Annotated in this window: 21 protein-coding genes; 11 read left to right on the top strand and 10 right to left on the bottom strand. The window is 65.6% G+C overall.

Annotated elements, in window-relative coordinates; translation table 11 throughout:
• Positions 1-11: 11 nt before the first annotated feature.
• Both A7X65_RS08650 and A7X65_RS08645 read right to left on the bottom strand, forming a co-directional pair.
• The gene (locus tag A7X65_RS08650; protein ID WP_063684879.1) at positions 12-263 is read right to left on the bottom strand and encodes a hypothetical protein; all 252 of its coding nucleotides are present in this window, start codon (positions 261-263) and stop codon (positions 12-14) included.
• Between the two features lie 107 nt (positions 264-370).
• Complete coding sequence (locus tag A7X65_RS08645) at positions 371-763, bottom strand: hypothetical protein (RefSeq protein WP_063683849.1); 393 nt, start codon at positions 761-763, stop codon at positions 371-373.
• Between the two features lie 128 nt (positions 764-891).
• Between A7X65_RS08645 and A7X65_RS08640 the strand changes: the two genes are divergently transcribed.
• Positions 892-1,677: an SDR family NAD(P)-dependent oxidoreductase gene (locus tag A7X65_RS08640; RefSeq protein ID WP_063683847.1), complete on the top strand. Its 786-nt coding sequence runs from the start codon at positions 892-894 to the stop codon at positions 1,675-1,677.
• On the opposite strand, the gene A7X65_RS08635 is transcribed toward A7X65_RS08640, so the two are convergent.
• Both A7X65_RS08635 and A7X65_RS08625 read right to left on the bottom strand, forming a co-directional pair.
• The gene (locus A7X65_RS08635; protein ID WP_063683845.1) at positions 1,678-1,908 is read right to left on the bottom strand and encodes a DUF6894 family protein; all 231 of its coding nucleotides are present in this window, start codon (positions 1,906-1,908) and stop codon (positions 1,678-1,680) included.
• A gap of 449 nt (positions 1,909-2,357) precedes the next feature.
• On the bottom strand, positions 2,358-3,446 hold the full coding sequence (locus A7X65_RS08625) for a hypothetical protein (RefSeq protein WP_063683842.1): 1,089 nt from the start codon (positions 3,444-3,446) through the stop codon (positions 2,358-2,360).
• Positions 3,447-3,797: 351 nt separating this feature from the next.
• On the opposite strand from A7X65_RS08625, the gene A7X65_RS08620 reads away from it, so the two are divergent.
• Positions 3,798-4,394, top strand: a complete 597-nt coding sequence (locus tag A7X65_RS08620; protein WP_063684878.1) for a L,D-transpeptidase — start codon at positions 3,798-3,800, stop codon at positions 4,392-4,394.
• Positions 4,395-4,413: 19 nt separating this feature from the next.
• On the opposite strand, the gene A7X65_RS08615 is transcribed toward A7X65_RS08620, so the two are convergent.
• Both A7X65_RS08615 and A7X65_RS08610 read right to left on the bottom strand, forming a co-directional pair.
• A complete protein-coding gene (locus A7X65_RS08615) occupies positions 4,414-4,848 on the bottom strand; it encodes a COG4315 family predicted lipoprotein (protein ID WP_063683841.1) in 435 nt (144 codons plus the stop codon).
• Positions 4,849-4,966: 118 nt separating this feature from the next.
• A complete protein-coding gene (locus A7X65_RS08610) occupies positions 4,967-5,422 on the bottom strand; it encodes a MarR family winged helix-turn-helix transcriptional regulator (protein ID WP_063683840.1) in 456 nt (151 codons plus the stop codon).
• Positions 5,423-5,525: 103 nt separating this feature from the next.
• On the opposite strand from A7X65_RS08610, the gene A7X65_RS08605 reads away from it, so the two are divergent.
• From A7X65_RS08605 to A7X65_RS08595, 3 genes are all read left to right on the top strand, one after another.
• A complete protein-coding gene (locus A7X65_RS08605) occupies positions 5,526-7,448 on the top strand; it encodes an FAD-binding monooxygenase (RefSeq protein ID WP_063683838.1) in 1,923 nt (640 codons plus the stop codon).
• Between the two features lie 154 nt (positions 7,449-7,602).
• Positions 7,603-8,640 (top strand): SH3 domain-containing protein, encoded by a 1,038-nt coding sequence (locus A7X65_RS08600; protein ID WP_063683836.1) that lies wholly within the window; start codon positions 7,603-7,605, stop codon positions 8,638-8,640.
• A gap of 168 nt (positions 8,641-8,808) precedes the next feature.
• The gene (locus tag A7X65_RS08595) at positions 8,809-9,087 is read left to right on the top strand and encodes a hypothetical protein (RefSeq protein WP_063683834.1); all 279 of its coding nucleotides are present in this window, start codon (positions 8,809-8,811) and stop codon (positions 9,085-9,087) included.
• A 13-nt stretch (positions 9,088-9,100) separates the two neighbouring features.
• Here A7X65_RS08595 and A7X65_RS08590 read toward each other — a convergent pair whose 3' ends face one another.
• The gene (locus A7X65_RS08590; protein ID WP_082884862.1) at positions 9,101-9,391 is read right to left on the bottom strand and encodes a DUF3551 domain-containing protein; all 291 of its coding nucleotides are present in this window, start codon (positions 9,389-9,391) and stop codon (positions 9,101-9,103) included.
• Between the two features lie 137 nt (positions 9,392-9,528).
• Between A7X65_RS08590 and A7X65_RS08585 the strand changes: the two genes are divergently transcribed.
• The 3 genes from A7X65_RS08585 (at position 9,529) to A7X65_RS08575 (ending at position 11,982) form a co-directional block, all read left to right on the top strand.
• On the top strand, positions 9,529-9,708 hold the full coding sequence (locus A7X65_RS08585) for a hypothetical protein (protein ID WP_063683832.1): 180 nt from the start codon (positions 9,529-9,531) through the stop codon (positions 9,706-9,708).
• Between the two features lie 129 nt (positions 9,709-9,837).
• Entirely contained in the window at positions 9,838-10,155 is a 318-nt protein-coding gene (locus tag A7X65_RS08580) for a hypothetical protein (protein WP_063684876.1), read from the top strand.
• 225 nt (positions 10,156-10,380) lie between these two features.
• The gene (locus A7X65_RS08575) at positions 10,381-11,982 is read left to right on the top strand and encodes a hypothetical protein (protein WP_156527700.1); all 1,602 of its coding nucleotides are present in this window, start codon (positions 10,381-10,383) and stop codon (positions 11,980-11,982) included.
• Positions 11,983-12,092: 110 nt separating this feature from the next.
• Here A7X65_RS08575 and A7X65_RS08570 read toward each other — a convergent pair whose 3' ends face one another.
• The 3 genes from A7X65_RS08570 to A7X65_RS08560 all read right to left on the bottom strand — a co-directional run bounded on the left by A7X65_RS08570 (position 12,093) and on the right by A7X65_RS08560 (position 13,858).
• Positions 12,093-12,665, bottom strand: a complete 573-nt coding sequence (locus A7X65_RS08570; RefSeq protein ID WP_063683829.1) for a TetR/AcrR family transcriptional regulator — start codon at positions 12,663-12,665, stop codon at positions 12,093-12,095.
• The gene (locus A7X65_RS08565; protein ID WP_063683827.1) at positions 12,665-13,009 is read right to left on the bottom strand and encodes a DMT family transporter; all 345 of its coding nucleotides are present in this window, start codon (positions 13,007-13,009) and stop codon (positions 12,665-12,667) included. The genes A7X65_RS08570 and A7X65_RS08565 overlap by 1 nt, the downstream gene beginning before the upstream one ends.
• Positions 13,010-13,192: 183 nt before the next feature.
• Positions 13,193-13,858, bottom strand: coding sequence for an O-methyltransferase (locus A7X65_RS08560; protein WP_063683825.1), 666 nt, complete (start codon positions 13,856-13,858; stop codon positions 13,193-13,195).
• A 120-nt stretch (positions 13,859-13,978) separates the two neighbouring features.
• Between A7X65_RS08560 and A7X65_RS08555 the strand changes: the two genes are divergently transcribed.
• The 3 genes from A7X65_RS08555 (at position 13,979) to pdxY (ending at position 16,229) form a co-directional block, all read left to right on the top strand.
• A complete protein-coding gene (locus A7X65_RS08555; protein WP_063683823.1) occupies positions 13,979-14,623 on the top strand; it encodes a TetR/AcrR family transcriptional regulator in 645 nt (214 codons plus the stop codon).
• A gap of 90 nt (positions 14,624-14,713) precedes the next feature.
• Positions 14,714-15,355 carry an FMN-binding negative transcriptional regulator gene (locus A7X65_RS08550; RefSeq protein ID WP_063683821.1) on the top strand — a complete coding sequence of 214 codons (642 nt, stop codon included), beginning with the start codon at positions 14,714-14,716 and terminating at the stop codon, positions 15,353-15,355.
• Positions 15,356-15,410: 55 nt separating this feature from the next.
• Complete coding sequence (pdxY, locus tag A7X65_RS08545; RefSeq protein ID WP_063683819.1) at positions 15,411-16,229, top strand: pyridoxal kinase; 819 nt, start codon at positions 15,411-15,413, stop codon at positions 16,227-16,229.
• Positions 16,230-16,231: the final 2 nt, after the last annotated feature.

The raw sequence follows: 16,231 nt of genomic DNA, 5'->3' as shown, positions 1-16,231 counted from the left end.
TCCTCGGCGGCTCAGTGCTCGCCCTGATCGGTGCCTTGCCGGCCGCTCTTTTGCTGCGTCTGCGGCTGGCCGCGCTCGCCCGTCTCCTTGCAGGGAAGCTGTTCCCACGATCCGTCTGCCGCCTGCTGATAGGCGCTGCAGGTGGAGGACGAGATCGATTTGTCCTCGCCTTTCTGGGCGTCGTTGTTCCTGGCGAGGGCCGGGGCGGCCATCGCGGCGCTCGCCGCAAGCGCGGCGGCCAAGACGAAATGCGCAATCCGCATGGAGGTCTCCTGTTCGAAGAGCCGCATGCTCGCGAGGAATGTGACGATTATTTGCCACGGCGTCGGTTCCGCCGCGGCGTGCTTAACGCCCGATTGGAAAGACCGGGTTAGCCGCCCTTGCTGCGGATCAGGCCGGCGAGGTTGGTCTTTTGCGCCTCGCACCAGCCGGGCATGCCGAGACGACGCTGGTCCATGTCGGTGGCCTGGGTCGCGACCGCGACCTCGGCCATCAGATCGTCGTCCTGCTTTTCGCCCATCTTGCCGCCGGTGTGCATCCATGCGATCGCCTTGCGCACCTTCTCGGTGGTGCCGTCGGGCAGCTGCATCTGCTGGGCCTTCTGCACGAGGTCCTGATAGACGAGATCGGTGCCCGGGCATTCGACCTTGGCGGCGAAGGCCTGCAGGACCATCGTCACGTAGGTCGAACGTATGGGCGCGTCGCCCGCCTGGGCCGGCGCGGTCAGCAGCAGCAGGCCCGCAATCAGAAAACCGGTGCGCATCCTTGGTATCCTCCTCGATTTTTGCGGAGGCTAGCGTCCAGGGCGCTGCTCCGCAATGGTGCCGGGACGCAATTGTCGCATCGCGGTGCGGTGCACTAGACTGGCGCCAGAGGACCCCGGAGAACGACATGAGCCTGTTCAGCGCCCCGTTCGATCCCGCAGCCGACACCGCGCTCGTCACCGGCGCGGGCAACGGCATCGGCCGCGCCATCGCGCAGGCGCTGGTCGGCGAGGGCGTCCGGACCGTGTTCGCCGATGTCAGTGCGGAACGGGTGAGTGCCGCGATCGCCGCGAGCGCGAGGCCCGAGCTGGCCGTGCCCTGGGTTGGCGATCTCGCGAAGCTGGAAGCCTGCGATGCGCTGCTGGCCGCCTCGCGCGCGGCGCTGGGCGGGGTGACGCATTTCGTGCACAGCGCCTCGCCGCCGCGGCGCGAGGCCGATCATGCGCTCGCGGTCGATCGCAGGACCTGGCAGGAGATGCATGCGGTCAATCTCGATGCCGGCTTTCACCTGGCGCGCGAGCTTGCCAAAGGACTGATCGCAGCGAAGCGACCCGGCTCGTTCCTGTTCCTCACCTCGCTGCACGCCGGCACGCCGCGTAACCTGCCGCACTACTCGACGGCAAAGGCGGGCATGGCGATGCTGGTGAAGGAGCTTGCGAAGAGCTTTGGCCGCCACAACATCCGCGTCAACGCGCTGGTGCCGGGTGCGATCGCAGCGGGCGGGTTCGTCGCCGACGCCTCGCTGGCGCGGCACATTCCGCTCGGACGGCTCGGCGAGGCGAACGACCTCGCTCCGATGGCGCTGAGCGTGTTGTCGAACAAGATCTCGGGTTACGTCACCGGCGCAGCCTTCGTCGTCGACGGCGGCTTGTCGCTGACGAACTGGTTCGAAGCGCCGGTGCTCGATGAGTAGCTAGCGCTGCCAGGCCGGCACGGGATCGAGCGGGGTGCGATAGACCTCATTCTGATCGCGGTCGGTGACGCGCACGGCGCAGCCCTTCTGCTGCAGTTCCGGCTTCACCTGCGACAGCTCGCACGCCAGCTGATCGGCACGGTCGGAAGCAACCTCAATGTCCTCGAGGATGATTCCACCCTGGTTCTTGAACTCTTCACCGACCACAAGATCGAAGGAGTAGTAAGGCATCCGAATTCCCCGGTGTGACGACCCAAGTTTCAGTTGCAAGTCTCTATTTCAAGTCTCATTTCAAATCTTGAAATCAAGTCTTCAACGGAAGTCCCGACACATCGCGGATGATACCACTGAGTCTGTCTTTATCGAATGAACGAGCCGCACAATCTCTGTGCCTATGGCGCAGAAATGATGTGCAGCATGAAAGCTCGTTAAGAGTTTATTAAATATACCGGCGTGATCATAAGGCATGGAATTGCAGCAGAACCGGGCTCCGGGAACCGGCAGCTGCAAGAGAAGGCCGGCGGCTTAGATCCCGACGGCCTTTTCTCATTGAAGAAAGCGATCGAAGCATCGCTTCCCGTAGTCACCCGGACTCAACGCATCACATCGACTCGGATGATCTTTGCGAAAGACCGCGTCGCGCTTTGCGCCAACGCGGCCCTTCGGCTCCGCGTCACGCTCTAGCGCAGCGGCATCGGCGGACGCACGACAGGTCCGTCGTCATCCGCAACCGCTTGTGTCGTCGTGACCGGCGGAGGCGGCGGGACCGCCGCAGCCTGCGATGGCGGCGGCGGAGGTGCGACCTGCGCGGGCGAATAGGCCGGCATGTAGGTGTGCGACACGACCGGCTTCGGCTTGCGAACCGGCGACGGTGTCGGCACCGGTGCGCGCGGCGGCAGCGCAGACACGCGTGCGCGCGGATCGACGGGCGGCTTTGCTTCGACGACCGGCTTCGGTGCGGGCGGCTTCGCCATCTCGCGCGCCATCTGCTCTTGCCCGGCCTTCAGCTCGGCGATGTTGGCCTTGAGCGCTTCGATCTGCTGCGCCATCGCCGCGATATCGCGCGTCATCGACTGCACGGACTGCGTTGCATCGGTCTGCGTTGCCACGGGCGCGGCGGCTGCAACCTGAACCGCAGGCGGGCTCGCAGGTTGATCGGCCATGGCCTGCGCCGCGGGTTGATCGATCGGCTGATCCGCTGCGGCTTGCGGCGCGGGCGGGGCGGCCTGTGCAGCGGCGACCGGCGCAGTCTGCGATGTCGACGGCAGCAGCGAAGCCAATACCGGCGTCCATTCCGCGAGCTTCTGCCTTGCGGTATCACCGTGCTTCTCCCACGCAACCGTGGCGGCCGCGCTGGTGCCCGCAAACAGGAACGTGACGAAGGCGCCGCGCATCCATCTGCCGGCAGAGGAGCGCTTCTTTCGACCGTGACCATCGTCGGCCGTGACGCGCACTTCGGTGGCCACCGAGGACACTGAAGCGGGTGGCTCCGCATGCGGGCTGAATTTCGGCTCGGGGCTGAACCGCGGCTCGGAACTGAGCTTTGGCTCGGAATCGATCTTGGGCTCGGAATCGATTTTCGGCTCCGGCGCGAACTTCGGCTCCGGACGTGGCGTGATCTCGGGCGCCAGCGCGGGCGCGACGCTGATCGGGCGCGAGGCCAGCACGATCTCCGGCGAAATCTGTATCGCGTCGTGCGGATCGTTGTCCTTGACCGTGTCCTTCACGATCTCATCGACGATTTGCTTGCTGTTCAGCGTGGCGAGCATCGCAGCTCCTTTAGAGGCCCGGGTGTTGAAGCCCAGGTGTTTCGAGACTGGTCGTTCGCATTGGCGCGAGCCAGGTGAAGCCCCGTCATCGGGCGAATGACGCACGAGTCCAGCCGCGTTTGACCAAAGCAAGGCGCGAGGATGGAGATGGTGCGACGCTCTTCCGCCGTTTGTGGTGATGGAACCGGGATTATCGAACACGGGCACGTGTTCCAGCCTGCCTTTTTTTCAGCACGATTTGGGCAGTATCTCGAAGCGCTGGGGGCGCTGCTATCCGCTATCGGGGGGCCGGTGGTGCCAAAATCTGTTCTCGCTTTTTTCGTCGTTGCCTTGTTGCCGCTCGGCGGCTGCATGCAGACGACGCTTTCGCCATCTACGGACGCGAGCATGACGCCGCGCGACCGGCAGTTGCTCGCGCATACGCCTTACGCCCAGGCGAGCGTGCCCGAGCAATATCTGCGTCACATCGTCGATTATCCGCGCAAGGAGATGCCGGGCACGATCCTGGTCGATACCGATGCGCGCTATCTCTATTTCGTGCTGCCTGACGGCAAGGCGATCCGCTATGGCGTCGCGGTCGGCGAGGAGGCGATGGCCTTCTCCGGCGTCGCGCGCGTCGGCCGCCTTGCGGAATGGCCGGACTGGGTGCCGACGGCGGACATCCAGGCGCGGCTCGGACCTTATCCGGCACGCGTTCCCGGCGGTCCCGCCAATCCGCTCGGCGCACGCGGCATCTATCTCTATGCCGGCAACAAGGACACGCTCTACCGCATCCACGGCACCAACCAGCCCGAATATATCGGGCAGGCGATCTCGTCAGGCTGCATCCGGATGCGCAACGAGGACGTGATCGATCTCTACGACCGGGTGAAGCTCAATTCGACCGTCGTGGTGCTGCCGCCCGGACAGAGCGCGCAGGTCTCGGCAAGCAGGAACTGGCGCGGCTAGCTCGCGCGCCGCGCCTTGCTCACTCCTCGGGCCGTGCAATGCGCCATTGCAGCGTCGTCGCGTTGCCGTTGGCATCGCCCGGCGCCTTGTCGGCGGGCGAGGTGTAGAGCGGGCGGTAGCGATAGGCCCACATCTTGCTGCCGTCGTTGCGGCTGATCACGGTGAAGTCGCCGACGGCCTTGGCGTCGGCGGTCGCGGGCAGCGGCACCCAGGCCTCGGTGCACTTGCCGTTGCAGTTCGATGACTTGCCGGTGGTGTCGCGCTCGTAAGTGTAGAGCGTCATGCCCTTGAGATCGACCAGCTTGGGACCCTGCTTGGTCAGGACCACCTTGGCCGGCGCGGTCGTAGCTTCCGGCTTGGGCGGAGGAGGGGCATCGCCGCCGCCATGGCCGTTCGCGAGCGCAGGGACGGCCGAGAGCGCGATGGCCGCCGCGGCAATGATGAATCTGGACATCCAAAACTCCCGAAACGGCAAAGTTAATCGCGCGTTAAGCGCCGAATGTTGCCGACCGTAACAGCCGAAGGTTAGTTCCAGGTTTCGCGGGCCTGCGGCAATTACGGACAAAACACGCCTATTCGCGCAGCGGCGCGCGGCTCAGCTCGTTACCGGCGGCGATGGCCTTGCGCAGCAGCCGCATCAGATCCTCGGCTTCCTTCGCGCTGAGCCCGCGCACCATGAGGCGCTGGGCGGACTCGACCGCGGGCGTGATCTTGCGCAGCGTGCGCCGGCCCTCGTCGGTGATTTCGAGCTCGCGGGCGCGGCGGTCGCGCGGACTGGCGCGGCGCTCGATCAGACCCTTCTGCGCCAGGCGGTCGATCACGCCTGTGATGGTGGTGCGGTCGTAGGCGATCAGGCCGGCCAGCGTCACCTGGTCGAGCCCCGGATTGGCCTTGATGGTCGCAAGCGCGGCGTATTGCACCGGCGTCAGGTCGAAGCCGGCGTCACCGACCTCGGCCAGGAACACCGCGACTGCGATCTGCTGGAACCGGCGCGCCAGGTGCCCGGGCATGTCGTTGTTGTCTTTCACCGAATTCTCCTCAGCAAGCGGGGACGGCGGGAATTATTGACAAGTATACTGATAGTCAGCATACTGAGCAATATCGAAGAAGACGTTGACGGGAGAGGTGCTCATGCAATTCCATCTGAATGGATTTCAGCCCGGCGACCCCGAGATCGCCGATCCCGCGGAGCGCGTTCAGGCTTCCGGCGCGGCGGGCACTGTCCCGGCCGAGGTCGATGTCCTCATCGTCGGTTGCGGGCCCGCGGGCCTCACGCACGCGGCACAGCTCGCGCAGTTCGGCGACATCAAGACCTGCATCGTCGAGCAGAAGCCGGGCCGGCTGCAGGTCGGGCAGGCCGACGGCATCGCCTGCCGCACCATGGAGATGTTTCACGCCTATGGCTTCAGCGAGCGCGTGCTGAAGGAGGCCTATTGGGTCAACGAGACGACGTTCTGGAAGCCGGACGAAGCGGCGCCGGACAGGATCGTGCGCAGCGGCCGGGTGCAGGACGTCGAGGACGGGCTGTCCGAATTCCCGCATGTCATCCTCAACCAGGCGCGCATCCATGACGGCTTTCTCGACGTCATGCGCAAGGCGCCTGCCAAGCTCGAGCCCTATTACAGCCGCCGCCTGCTGGACCTCCAGGTCGATCCGGCCGCAGGCCCTTCCGACCATGCCGTGACTGTGCGGCTCGATCGCGTCGATGCCGGACACGAGGGCAAGGTCGAGACGATCAAGGCGCGCTACGTCGTCGGCTGCGACGGCGCGCGCAGCACGGTGCGCAAATCGATCGGCCGCGAGCTGCATGGCGATTCCGCCAACCACGCCTGGGGCGTGATGGACGTGCTGGCGGTGACCGATTTTCCCGATATCCGCTTCAAGGCCCTGATCCAGTCGGCGAAGGACGGCAGCCTGCTGATCATTCCCCGCGAAGGCGGCTACATGGTCCGCATCTATGTCGAGCTCGCCAAGCTCGATGTCGGTGAGCGCGTCGCCAATCGCAATATCACCGCCGACGACGTGATCGCGAAGGCGCAGCGGATACTGAAGCCGCATACGCTCGACGTGAAGGAGATCGCCTGGTGGTCGGTCTACGAGATCGGGCAGCGACTGACCGACAAGTTCGACGATGTGCCGGAAGCCGAGATCGTCTCGCGCCAGCCGCGCATCTTCATCGCCGGCGATGCCTGCCACACCCACAGCCCGAAGGCCGGGCAGGGCATGAACGTCTCGATGCAGGACGCCTTCAATCTCGGCTGGAAGCTCGCGGCCGTGCTGCGGGGGCGGTGCGCGCCGAGCCTTCTGCATTCCTATTCGGCGGAGCGCCAGGCGGTCGCGAAGGAGCTGATCGATTTCGATCGGGAGTGGGCGGGGATATTGGCGTCGGCCGCCAAGGCCGGTGGCGCCGATGCGGCGAGGACGCAGGACTATTTCGTCCGGCACGGCCGCTACACCGCGGGCACGGCGACGCACTATAAGCCATCGCTGCTTACCGGTGTGACGACTCATCAGCATCTCGCCGAAGGCTTCGTCATCGGCAAGCGCTTCCATTCCGCGCCGGTCATCCGGCTCGGGGATGCCAAGCCGGTCCATCTCGGCCACTCATCGCAGGCCGATGGCCGCTTCCGCATCTACGCGTTCGCGCCGGCGGAAGATCCTGCTGCCTCGGGCTCGGCCATCCGCGCGCTGTGCGATTTCCTCAGCGAGGCGAGGGGATCGCCGCTCCGGCGCTACACGCCCGCCGGCGCCGACATCGACAGCGTGATCGATCTGCGCGCGGTCTTCCAGCAGGATCATCGCGCGCTCGCCGTCGAGGCGATGCCCGCGCTGCTGCTGCCGCGCAAGGGCCGCTATGGCCTCATCGACTACGAGAAGATGTTCTGTCCGGACCTCAAGGGCGGCGACGACGTCTTTGCGATGCGCGGCATCGATCGCGCCGCCGGCTGCGTGGTCGTGGTGCGGCCGGATCAGTACGTCGCATGCGTGCTGCCGATTGGCGAGTTTGCTGCGCTTGCGTCGTATTTCGACGGCTTCATGCAGCCGGCGAATTGACGCGCTCGCAGTGCTTCTGCGCGCCGCGCCGATGAACGGCGAATGAATATTGAACCGTGTGCGGGTTGCATCTCAATCTTTCGACGGATGCGACCTCTGCACGCGGAACGCTCGTTCCGCCTGCGCGTTCCGACTCGCAGAGGAGGAACACACAATGAGACTCAAAAGCGTTCTGGTTGCAGCATTGCTGCTCGCCCCGACGGCCGCACTGGCCGCGCCGGGCATCGTCACCGTCTCGACCGGCCTGCGCGCCGGACCGGGTTCGGGGTTTCCAATGGTCGATCGCATCCCCGAAGGCGCCCGCGTCAACATCCATGGCTGCCTGCGCGGCAATGCCTGGTGCGACGTGAGCTTCTCTGATGATCGCGGCTGGGTGTCGTCGCAATATCTCGAATACCTCTACCGCAATCACTACGTCTATCTCCCGGACTATGTCGACGAGATCGACGTGCCCGTCGTCCCCTTCGTGCTGACTTCGTACTGGTCGAGCTATTACGAGGGACGGCCCTGGTATCGCCGCCACGCCTACTGGAATAATTACTGGACCTCGCATCAGAACGTCGCGACGCGGATGACGATTGATCCGCGTGCGGCCCGTATCGGCCGCGCGGCGACGCGTGATGCGGCGATCGCGCTGGGCCGCGAAGGCGTGCGTGGCAAGGGTCCCGCTGCGATCTCCGGACGTGATGCAGCGATCACGAACCGTGATGCTGTGACCACCAAACGCGACGCAGCGATCGCGAAACGCGACGCAGCGATCACGAAGCGTGACGCAGCGATCACCAAGCGCGATGCTGCTGTTGCAGCCGACCGGACCCGTGCGGGCCGGAGCGAGCGCATCGCTCATGAGCGGACCAATGCGCAGATCCGCAATCCGCGCGATGCCCAGGCACGGATGATGCGCGAGCAGCCTGCGAACCGCGCGGCCGCGCATGCGCCGCCGATGGCACGTGCGCATGAAGCACCGCGCGTGTCCGCTGCACCTGCCGCACGGCCTGCGATGCCGCATGTTGCGCAGCCCAATGTGAGCCACGGCTCGCCGATGAACGCCCGCGCGCAGATGCCGGCGCCGCGTGCCGCCGCGCCTGCGATGCCGCACGGTGGTGGCGGCGGCGCTCCGCACATGAATGCCGCGCCGCGCGGTGGTGGCGCGCCCGCTGGTGGCCCCGGCGGCGGCCACGAGAAGCACTAAGATCCCAAGAAAAGCCCGGCCTTCGCGCCGGGCTTTTCACTGCGGCCGGTTCCGGTTCCCTGCGCGTACAATTTAAGAAAGTTCTTCGCCGGCAGATTTCATCGATCGTAAGATGTGTACCCAAAGATGTAAGCATCCACTCGGGGCAGCGGGGCACGGGAGGATGTGATGAGACAGAGCCAGGCGGAGACGCGCCGCCAAAATGTCGCGAAGCGGTCAATGACCAAAGAGGCCAAGCAACTGTCCGGCCTGATTGCCGGACTGCGCAAATCCCTCGAAGGGATCCAAAAGGAACGGACGAGCACGAAACTTTCCGGCGCTGAAATGGGAATGCTCGACGAGCGCCGCAACAATCTTCTGCTGACGATCGCGGCCCTCGACGACCGCCTCTCGGCAGTGCAGGGGCTGATCGATCTCGGCCGTCCCCACGTTATCCGCGTCCACTGATCGGACGCTCCGGCTATCGGTTTCGTCGCGGCGGCGACGAGGCCAGGCCTTGCTGCCGGCCCTGCGCGGCATAGGGATTGGCATAGCACTGCGCGGATTGACCGGACGCGGTCGCAGCGCATTGCGCGATCGAGGTGAAGCTGCAATCGATCGAGCTGCCGTCGATCGTGTAGACCTCGATGCAGACGGGATAGCGGGGGTCGTAGGTCTGCGCCGCTGCGGGCGCGCCGGCCAGAGCGATGCCAAGCAAAGCGATGCCAAGCAAGCCCGCGACAAGCTGAATCGTATTCATGATCGGGCGCAAGATCGACCTCCGTGGTTCGGCCGGAGCCCAGCACAATGCTGCCTCGGATGGCACCAAATTGCCACGCTCCCGGCGAATTGCCGCCAAAGCCCGCTGCCACTGGGAATGTGGGTGCGGGCGACGCAAGGGGATGCGCATTGGCCTACAAGATGGTCGCAGAACGCGACAATGAGAAGTACAGTTTCAACCGCGAGAGCCGGCTGCTGATTGTGGCGAAGGCCAGGGTGTGGGCGAGCGAGGGATGGCAGGTCGTCATCACCGACCAGGACGGCAAGGCCTACGCGCCGCCCGAATTCGATCAGTTGCTGGCGGCTTGACCGCACGACAGGCTCTGGTTTGAGGCGTATTCTTGACGCGAGGCGGTCTATCCGCTTCGCTCGAAAACGCTCCGGGGGATGACGTTGATATCGCTATTCCGACCGGGGCGCGGCCTGATCGCGCCCCTGATGATCGTGGCGGCCGCCGCGCTGACGGCAACGGTCGCGTTCGCGCAGAATCTCGATGCCGGCAAGTCGGCCGAGCGGCTGTTTGCCGACGGCTGCGCGACCTGCCACCGCAGCCCGCGCGGCCTTGCCAAGGGGCGCTTCAGCCTGACGCTGTCCTGGTTCCTGAAAGACCATTACGCCACCAGTTCCGACTCCGCCAAGGCGCTCGCCGCGTATCTGGTGTCCGTCGATACGCCGCCGCCGCGCGCCGCGGCCAAGCCAGGTGCAAAGCCCTCCAAATCAGCGCCGCGTCCGCCCAAGCCGGTGACGAGCAACTAGTCGCGGTCGCGGCGATCTGCTGCGTCCCGTTTCCTCGCCCATCGTCTCAATCAGAAATAGAATGATTGTACGATCCGTCGTGAGGTGGTATTAAACCTAAAGTAGCTTTGATCTGGAAAGCAACCGAGATGTCCTGTCGGGCAGGTTTCGGGATTTTGTCGAACATCTCATTTTGAGCTCGGGCGAGGACGGGGCGGTTGAGCTCGCATCCAGTGAGGACCTCCCATGAAGCATTGGACGTCTTTGGCCCTGACGTCGCTGGCGTTCGCCGCGGTCGTGCTGGCAGTGCCGCCACATCGGCAGGCGCAGGCGCAGCAATCGCAGCCGGCAGCACCGCCCTATCTTCCGCAGGCAAAGTTCTGCGCCAATGGCACGGGCGGACTGTGCTCCATCGTGCCGGCCTATATCGGTCCCGATCAGGGCCTGGCGCAAACCCAGGGCTATAACGGCCTTTATGGCCAGCCGCCGCAGAACGAGAAGGAAGACGTTCAATCGCCGTTCGACAACATGTCGTGGCAGATGTTCGTCGCGCTCAATTGGGTGGCGAGCGGTGTCAAGGATCCGGCGGCGCAAGGTTTGACGCAGCCGGGACGGCGGGTCTGGCAGACCTATCCGACCGTCTCGTCGCTGTTCGGCAACGCGCCAGTCGTCGCCGGCTGCCCGCAGGCGCTGGCTCTCCCCATCTTCCATATCGGCTCGAACGGCAAGGGCCAGCCGATGCCGAACAATGAGGAATATCTGCAGGCGGCGACCAACAAGCCGCTGATCGACATCAACGGCAACTGGACGCTGTTCGAGCGGCGCGTCAACGACATCGAGGCGCAATATCTGAGGGCGCCGGGCGGCCAGAAGTCGCAGACGCTGACGACCAGGGCGGGCCAGCTCGAGTTCATCAAGAACAACCCTGGAGGTGCCGCGTTCACATCGTCGGCCACGGTGCCCGACGGCGCCAACGGTTCGATCGAGATCAAGGCATCCTGGCGCATCCTCGACCCGTCGAAGGACGATCCGTCGAAATTCTTCACGCAGAACATCCTGCTCGCGGTATCCGGCGATCTCGTGCGCGACGGCCGCCCGTTCTGCCGCAGCGAGCGGGTAGGGCTGGTCGGCATGCACATTCTCCAGCGCAATCCGCTGGACAAGACCAATCCCGCGCTGCGGCCGCAATGGATATGGGCGACCTTCGAGCATGTCGACAACGCGCCGCTCGCGAACGCGCCCTGCAACGTCGCGGATGGCTGCGGCACCGACAAGGCCACGAACTGGATCAACCAGCCGAGCTGCGGACCGGCGAGCCCGGCGCCGGGCGCGCATTTCTCGTTCTTCAACCCCACCACGTCGGGCCTCGGTACCAATATCTCGCCGCAATCGCCCGGCGGCACCAAGACGGCGTTTCCCTGGAATCCGCGCAAGCCGTACGCGCAGGGCAGCACGACGAGCGCGACGGCGCAGCCGCAGGCGGTGCGCTGCTGGCGGATCTATCCGACGACGGAGGTGCTCAACGCGCAATGGCGAATGGCGCTTGGGTCGCTCAAGAGCGTGTTCCAGAATTACATGCTGGTCGGCACGCAATGGGGCGGCAATGTCGAGCCGCCGACCCCGCCAAATCCTGTTCCGTCCAACGCCGTGCCGGGCATGCTCTCCAACATGACGCTCGAGACCTACATCCAGAACTATCTGAGCAATGGGGCCGCGGGTCCGGGCTCATGCGTCAGCTGCCACAATTTCGCGACGCTGGTCGATGGCAAGACCTCGGCGAATTTCAGCTTCCTGCCGGGAATCGTGGAGCCGGCATCGCTGCGCGCGAAGATCAGAACGGCGCCGTAGTTCGTAGAGCTCGTAACCCGGATGGAGCGCAGCAAAATCCGGGACATCTCTGGCCGCGGCGGCAGTTGCCCCGGATTGCGCTTCGCTTCATCCGGGCTACGGAGCGGCGGTCAGCTACCGCGCCGATAGGTCTGCGCGATCAGCCGGTCGTGCACGGTGCGCAGCTCGGCGCTCATGCGCGTCTGTCCCGTCGTGACGAAGGTCAGCCAGGCTCCGTCGGCGGCGAGGCGGACGACATGAAGCTCGGGCGTCGCGTCGGTTGCGCGGTGGCGCTTGAGCCGGGCCTTGATCCAGTCGTTCCAGAGCTGCCGCAATGACGGATCGGTGACGACGACCATACTGAGCGCCGCCCAGGGCGTCGTAAAGCCGAAAGCCTTGCCGGTGAACACGGCGTTGACATAGGCCCGCGTGAAGCTGCCGCGCGGCTTTGGATCGGCCTCGATGGCGGCGTCGATCTCGGCATCGACGCGGCCGAGCAGATCGGCGAACAGGCCCTCGATCAGGGCCTGCTTGCTGCCGAAGTGATGAAACAGTCCGCCCTTGGTGACGCCGGCCGCCGCCGCCACGGCCTGCACCGTGACGCCGGAGACGCCGTGGTCCATGGCAATGGCCGCGGCGTGGTCGAGCAGGGCGCGCCGCACCTGCTCGGGCTGCTTGGCGCGGGTATAGGCGCTCGCCGGCATCAATGCGCCGTCGTCTGCGAGAACAGGTTGATGACCACGACCCCCGACACGATCAAGCCGATGCCGACGAACGCTGCCGCATCCAGCATCTGGCGAAACAGCACGAAGGAGACGGTCGCCGTCAGGATGATGCCGACCCCGCCCCAGATCGCATAGGCGATGCTGAGGGGAATGACCCGGATCGCGACCGACAGCGCATAGAACGAGGCGACATAGAACAGCACCATGGCGAGCGTCGGCCACGGCCGCGTGAACTGCGCGGATTGCTGCAGGAAGGCGGATGCGGTGACCTCGAGCACGATGGCGAGGGCGAGCGCGGCGTAGGCGTTGAAGGCGGACGTCATGGCAAGCTCATATAGGCGCGAAAGATACCGCGCGGTAGGTATGTTTAGCACGCCGAACATGGCCTTTGCCAGACGCTGCTATCACGTATCGGTGACGAGCCTGCGACAGGCCGGACCGCAGCAGGAAGCCGCCATGCGATGAATCGCACGGCGGCTTCGATTGTCGCAGGTTCCAATGCCGCGCTAGCTGATTCGGACAGAGAGTTCGACGTCTTCGGCAAAGGGCGTCGACATGTAGCCGCTGCCGGGCGCCCGCACCCGCGCCAGATAGTCGGGGCTGTCGTCGGCGTTGTCGGCGACGATAATCGCGCCTGGACGGAGATGGCCTTCGACCAGATCGAGGATCTCGGGGTAGAGCGCCTTGGCACCGTCGAGCAGCACGAGATCGACCGTATCGGGCAGATCCGTGCTCAGCGTCTTCAGCGCGTCTCCCTCGCGGATGTCGACGAGATCGATCAACCCGGCTGCCGAGAGGTTGTCGCGCGCCCGTGCCGCCTTGGACGGCTCGAACTCGCTGGTGATGAGACGGCCGCCGCCATTGTCGCGCAAGCCTGCGGCAAGATGCAGGGTCGAAATGCCGAACGAGGTGCCGAACTCGACAATCGCTTTGGCGCGGGAGCTGCGCGCCAGCATGTAGAGCAGCAGGCCGGTCTCGCGCGAGACCGCGAGCGGGACGTCCTTCAGGCGCCCATAGAGATCGCGGTAAGCGGTCTTGCTCCGCATCATCCGTGCCCGCTCGGCGTCGGACAGGTCGGCGATTGCGGCGTGGATTGCGCCATTCGCAGCCTCGGCTTCGTCAAAGAGGCGCTCCAGCAGCGGCGCAAGCGATGTGATGGTCGGGGTGGTCATGTGAGGTCTCCAAGAAGTCTACAAGCGGTCGCGAAGAAGCGCGGGCTTGCGCGGATTCTGAAATACGACTAATTCGTCGCATTTCCTATTCGCATTCCCTTCACATCCCCCGGGGACGCCATGGCCGACCGTCGAAGCCGTTCAGTTTCCTCACGAAAACAGCCGCAGCAGGCGCGCTCCACCGAGCTGGTTGCGGCCATTCTCGACGCGGCTATTCAGGTCCTGGCGAAGGAGGGCGCGCAGCGCTTCACCACCGCGCGCGTCGCCGAGCGGGCCGGGGTGAGCGTCGGATCGCTCTATCAATATTTTCCGAACAAGGCGGCGATCCTGTTCCGCCTTCAAAGCGACGAATGGCGGCGCACCAGCGATATGCTGCGCGGAATTCTCGCTGATGGTGCCAGGCCGCCGCCGGCGCGGCTGCGCGCGCTGGTTCATGCCTTCGTCCGCTCCGAATGCGAGGAGGCTGCGATCCGCACCGCGCTCGACGACGCTGCGCCGCTTTACCGCGATGCGCCCGAGGCGCAGGAGGCCCGGGCAGCCGGCAAGGGGATCGTCGCGGCCTTCATGCGGGAGGCACTGCCGAGAGCCCCGGATGCCACGCGCGTCCTAGCCTCCGAGCTGATCACGACGACGCTGAGCGAGGTCGGCAAGCGGTTTTCGGAGACGCCGCGCAGCGAGGCGGAGATCGCTCGCCATGCCGACGGGCTGGCCGACATGCTCTGCGCCTATCTCGGTGCGCTTGCGCGGCGCCGGAAACATTCCTGACATCCGCCTTTGCAGGCCGATATCGTTCCGATTCCGGCGCATGATGCGCTAGCTTCAATCCGTCCATCGTCCAGCCATCGAGCGCCGCGCATGCATGTTCTTCGGCCCCAGTTTCATATCGAGGAGCAGCGCGCACTGGAATTCGCCGGCCAACGCGGCTTCGGCACGATCGTGGCGGCGGACGAGCGCGGGCCGCGCGCCTCGCATGTGCCGTTCGTGCTGGGCGAACGCGACGGCCGCGCCATGGTGCAGATCCATCTCACAGCCAAGAATCCATTGGTGCCGCTCGCCGACGGCTCGCGGCGCTTTCTGCTGATCGTCGCCGGCGACGATGCTTACATCTCCAATGACTGGTACGCCTCGCGCGACAACGTCTCGACCTGGCTCTACGACGCCGTGCATCTGTCGGGCGTCGCTCATCTCAGGGACATGGACCAGAACCGCGGCCATGGCGATGCGCTGCTCGCGGTCGCCGAGGCGCGGCTGCCGAAGCCGCCATGGGACCTCGCGCAGATGGAGCCGGGCAAGCGCGAGAGCATGCTGGCGGCGATCCGAGTCATCGATCTCATGGTCGATAGCGTCGAGGGGCAAGCCAAGCTCAACCAGCACAAGAGCGATGCGGATCACGTCGCAGTCGCGGGCCGCCTTGCGCGCTCGGAGGAGAGCGGGCACCGGCGGCTGGCGCGGAAGATGCAGGCATTGCGGCCGGGACTCAATTACGAGGTCCCGTAGCCAGGATAGCGCGCTATGCTTGCCTTGCGCCGCGATTGACCTTACGGACCTCCCCATGCTCGTCATCTCCATTCAAAGCCAGGTGGTCCACGGCCATGTCGGCAACAGCGCGGCCGCCTATGCGATGCAGGCGGAGGGCGTGAACGTCGCGGCGGTGCCGACGACGCTGCTGTCGAACCATCCGCGCTATCCGAGCCTGCGCGGGCGGGTGCTGGAGACCGAGCTCGTGGCCGATCTGCTCAGGGGCGTCGAGGAGCGCGACCTCGTCGACGAGGCTGCGGTGCTGGTCACCGGCTATCTCGGCTCGCCCGGCAATGCGGCTGTCGTCGCCGATTTCGTCGAGCGGTCGCTGACGCGGAATTCGAAGCTCGTCTATCTCTGCGATCCCGTGATCGGCGATGACGGCCGCGTCTACGTTGCCGACGGCATCCTGGACGTGGTGCGGCACCGCCTGCTGCCGGCCGCGAACCTGACGACGCCGAACCAGTTCGAGCTCGAGCTGCTGTCCGGCATCAAGATTGCGGATACGCAGGGGCTGCGCGCGGCTTGCTCGGCGCTCGCGGGCGAGGGCCGCATCGACGTCGTTGCGACCGGCTGCACGCTCTCCGACACGCCTGACGGGCAGGTGGAGACGATCCTGTGCGCGGACGGCCTGCTGTCGCGCTTTGCGACGCCACGCCTGCCGATCCGACCCTATGGGACTGGTGATCTGCTTACCGGCCTGATCGCGGCGCATCTGGCCAAGGGTGCGGCGATGGAGGCGGCGGTGCGGCTCGCGGTCGAGACCATCTTTGCCGTGCTGGTGCGTACGCAAGAGGCCGGTACGGCCGAGATGCGGCTCGTGCCGCTACCGACGGCGGGACGCAAGCCGTAACC

The organism is Bradyrhizobium stylosanthis (assembly GCF_001641335.1).
GTDB classification, from domain to species: Bacteria; Pseudomonadota; Alphaproteobacteria; order Rhizobiales; family Xanthobacteraceae; genus Bradyrhizobium; species Bradyrhizobium stylosanthis.
Note: the sequence above shows the minus strand (reverse complement) of the source record. Positions and strands in the feature narration are given on the sequence as shown.

Bases quoted from the DNA above. Each gene is read 5' to 3' on its own strand.
- A7X65_RS08645 (WP_063683849.1), bottom strand. From the start codon at position 763: ATGCGCACCGGTTTTCTGATTGCGGGCCTGCTGCTGCTGACCGCGCCG.
- A7X65_RS08575 (WP_156527700.1), top strand. From the start codon at position 10,381: ATGAAGCATTGGACGTCTTTGGCCCTGACGTCGCTGGCGTTCGCCGCG.
- pdxY (WP_063683819.1), top strand. From the start codon at position 15,411: ATGCTCGTCATCTCCATTCAAAGCCAGGTGGTCCACGGCCATGTCGGC.
- A7X65_RS08650 (WP_063684879.1), bottom strand. From the start codon at position 263: ATGCGGATTGCGCATTTCGTCTTGGCCGCCGCGCTTGCGGCGAGCGCC.
- A7X65_RS08625 (WP_063683842.1), bottom strand. From the start codon at position 3,446: ATGCTCGCCACGCTGAACAGCAAGCAAATCGTCGATGAGATCGTGAAG.
- A7X65_RS08595 (WP_063683834.1), top strand. From the start codon at position 8,809: ATGAGACAGAGCCAGGCGGAGACGCGCCGCCAAAATGTCGCGAAGCGG.
- A7X65_RS08635 (WP_063683845.1), bottom strand. From the start codon at position 1,908: ATGCCTTACTACTCCTTCGATCTTGTGGTCGGTGAAGAGTTCAAGAAC.
- A7X65_RS08550 (WP_063683821.1), top strand. From the start codon at position 14,714: ATGCATGTTCTTCGGCCCCAGTTTCATATCGAGGAGCAGCGCGCACTG.
- A7X65_RS08555 (WP_063683823.1), top strand. From the start codon at position 13,979: ATGGCCGACCGTCGAAGCCGTTCAGTTTCCTCACGAAAACAGCCGCAG.
- A7X65_RS08605 (WP_063683838.1), top strand. From the start codon at position 5,526: ATGCAATTCCATCTGAATGGATTTCAGCCCGGCGACCCCGAGATCGCC.
- A7X65_RS08565 (WP_063683827.1), bottom strand. From the start codon at position 13,009: ATGACGTCCGCCTTCAACGCCTACGCCGCGCTCGCCCTCGCCATCGTG.
- A7X65_RS08560 (WP_063683825.1), bottom strand. From the start codon at position 13,858: ATGACCACCCCGACCATCACATCGCTTGCGCCGCTGCTGGAGCGCCTC.
- A7X65_RS08640 (WP_063683847.1), top strand. From the start codon at position 892: ATGAGCCTGTTCAGCGCCCCGTTCGATCCCGCAGCCGACACCGCGCTC.
- A7X65_RS08615 (WP_063683841.1), bottom strand. From the start codon at position 4,848: ATGTCCAGATTCATCATTGCCGCGGCGGCCATCGCGCTCTCGGCCGTC.
- A7X65_RS08600 (WP_063683836.1), top strand. From the start codon at position 7,603: ATGAGACTCAAAAGCGTTCTGGTTGCAGCATTGCTGCTCGCCCCGACG.
- A7X65_RS08620 (WP_063684878.1), top strand. From the start codon at position 3,798: ATGCAGACGACGCTTTCGCCATCTACGGACGCGAGCATGACGCCGCGC.
- A7X65_RS08580 (WP_063684876.1), top strand. From the start codon at position 9,838: ATGATCGTGGCGGCCGCCGCGCTGACGGCAACGGTCGCGTTCGCGCAG.
- A7X65_RS08570 (WP_063683829.1), bottom strand. From the start codon at position 12,665: ATGCCGGCGAGCGCCTATACCCGCGCCAAGCAGCCCGAGCAGGTGCGG.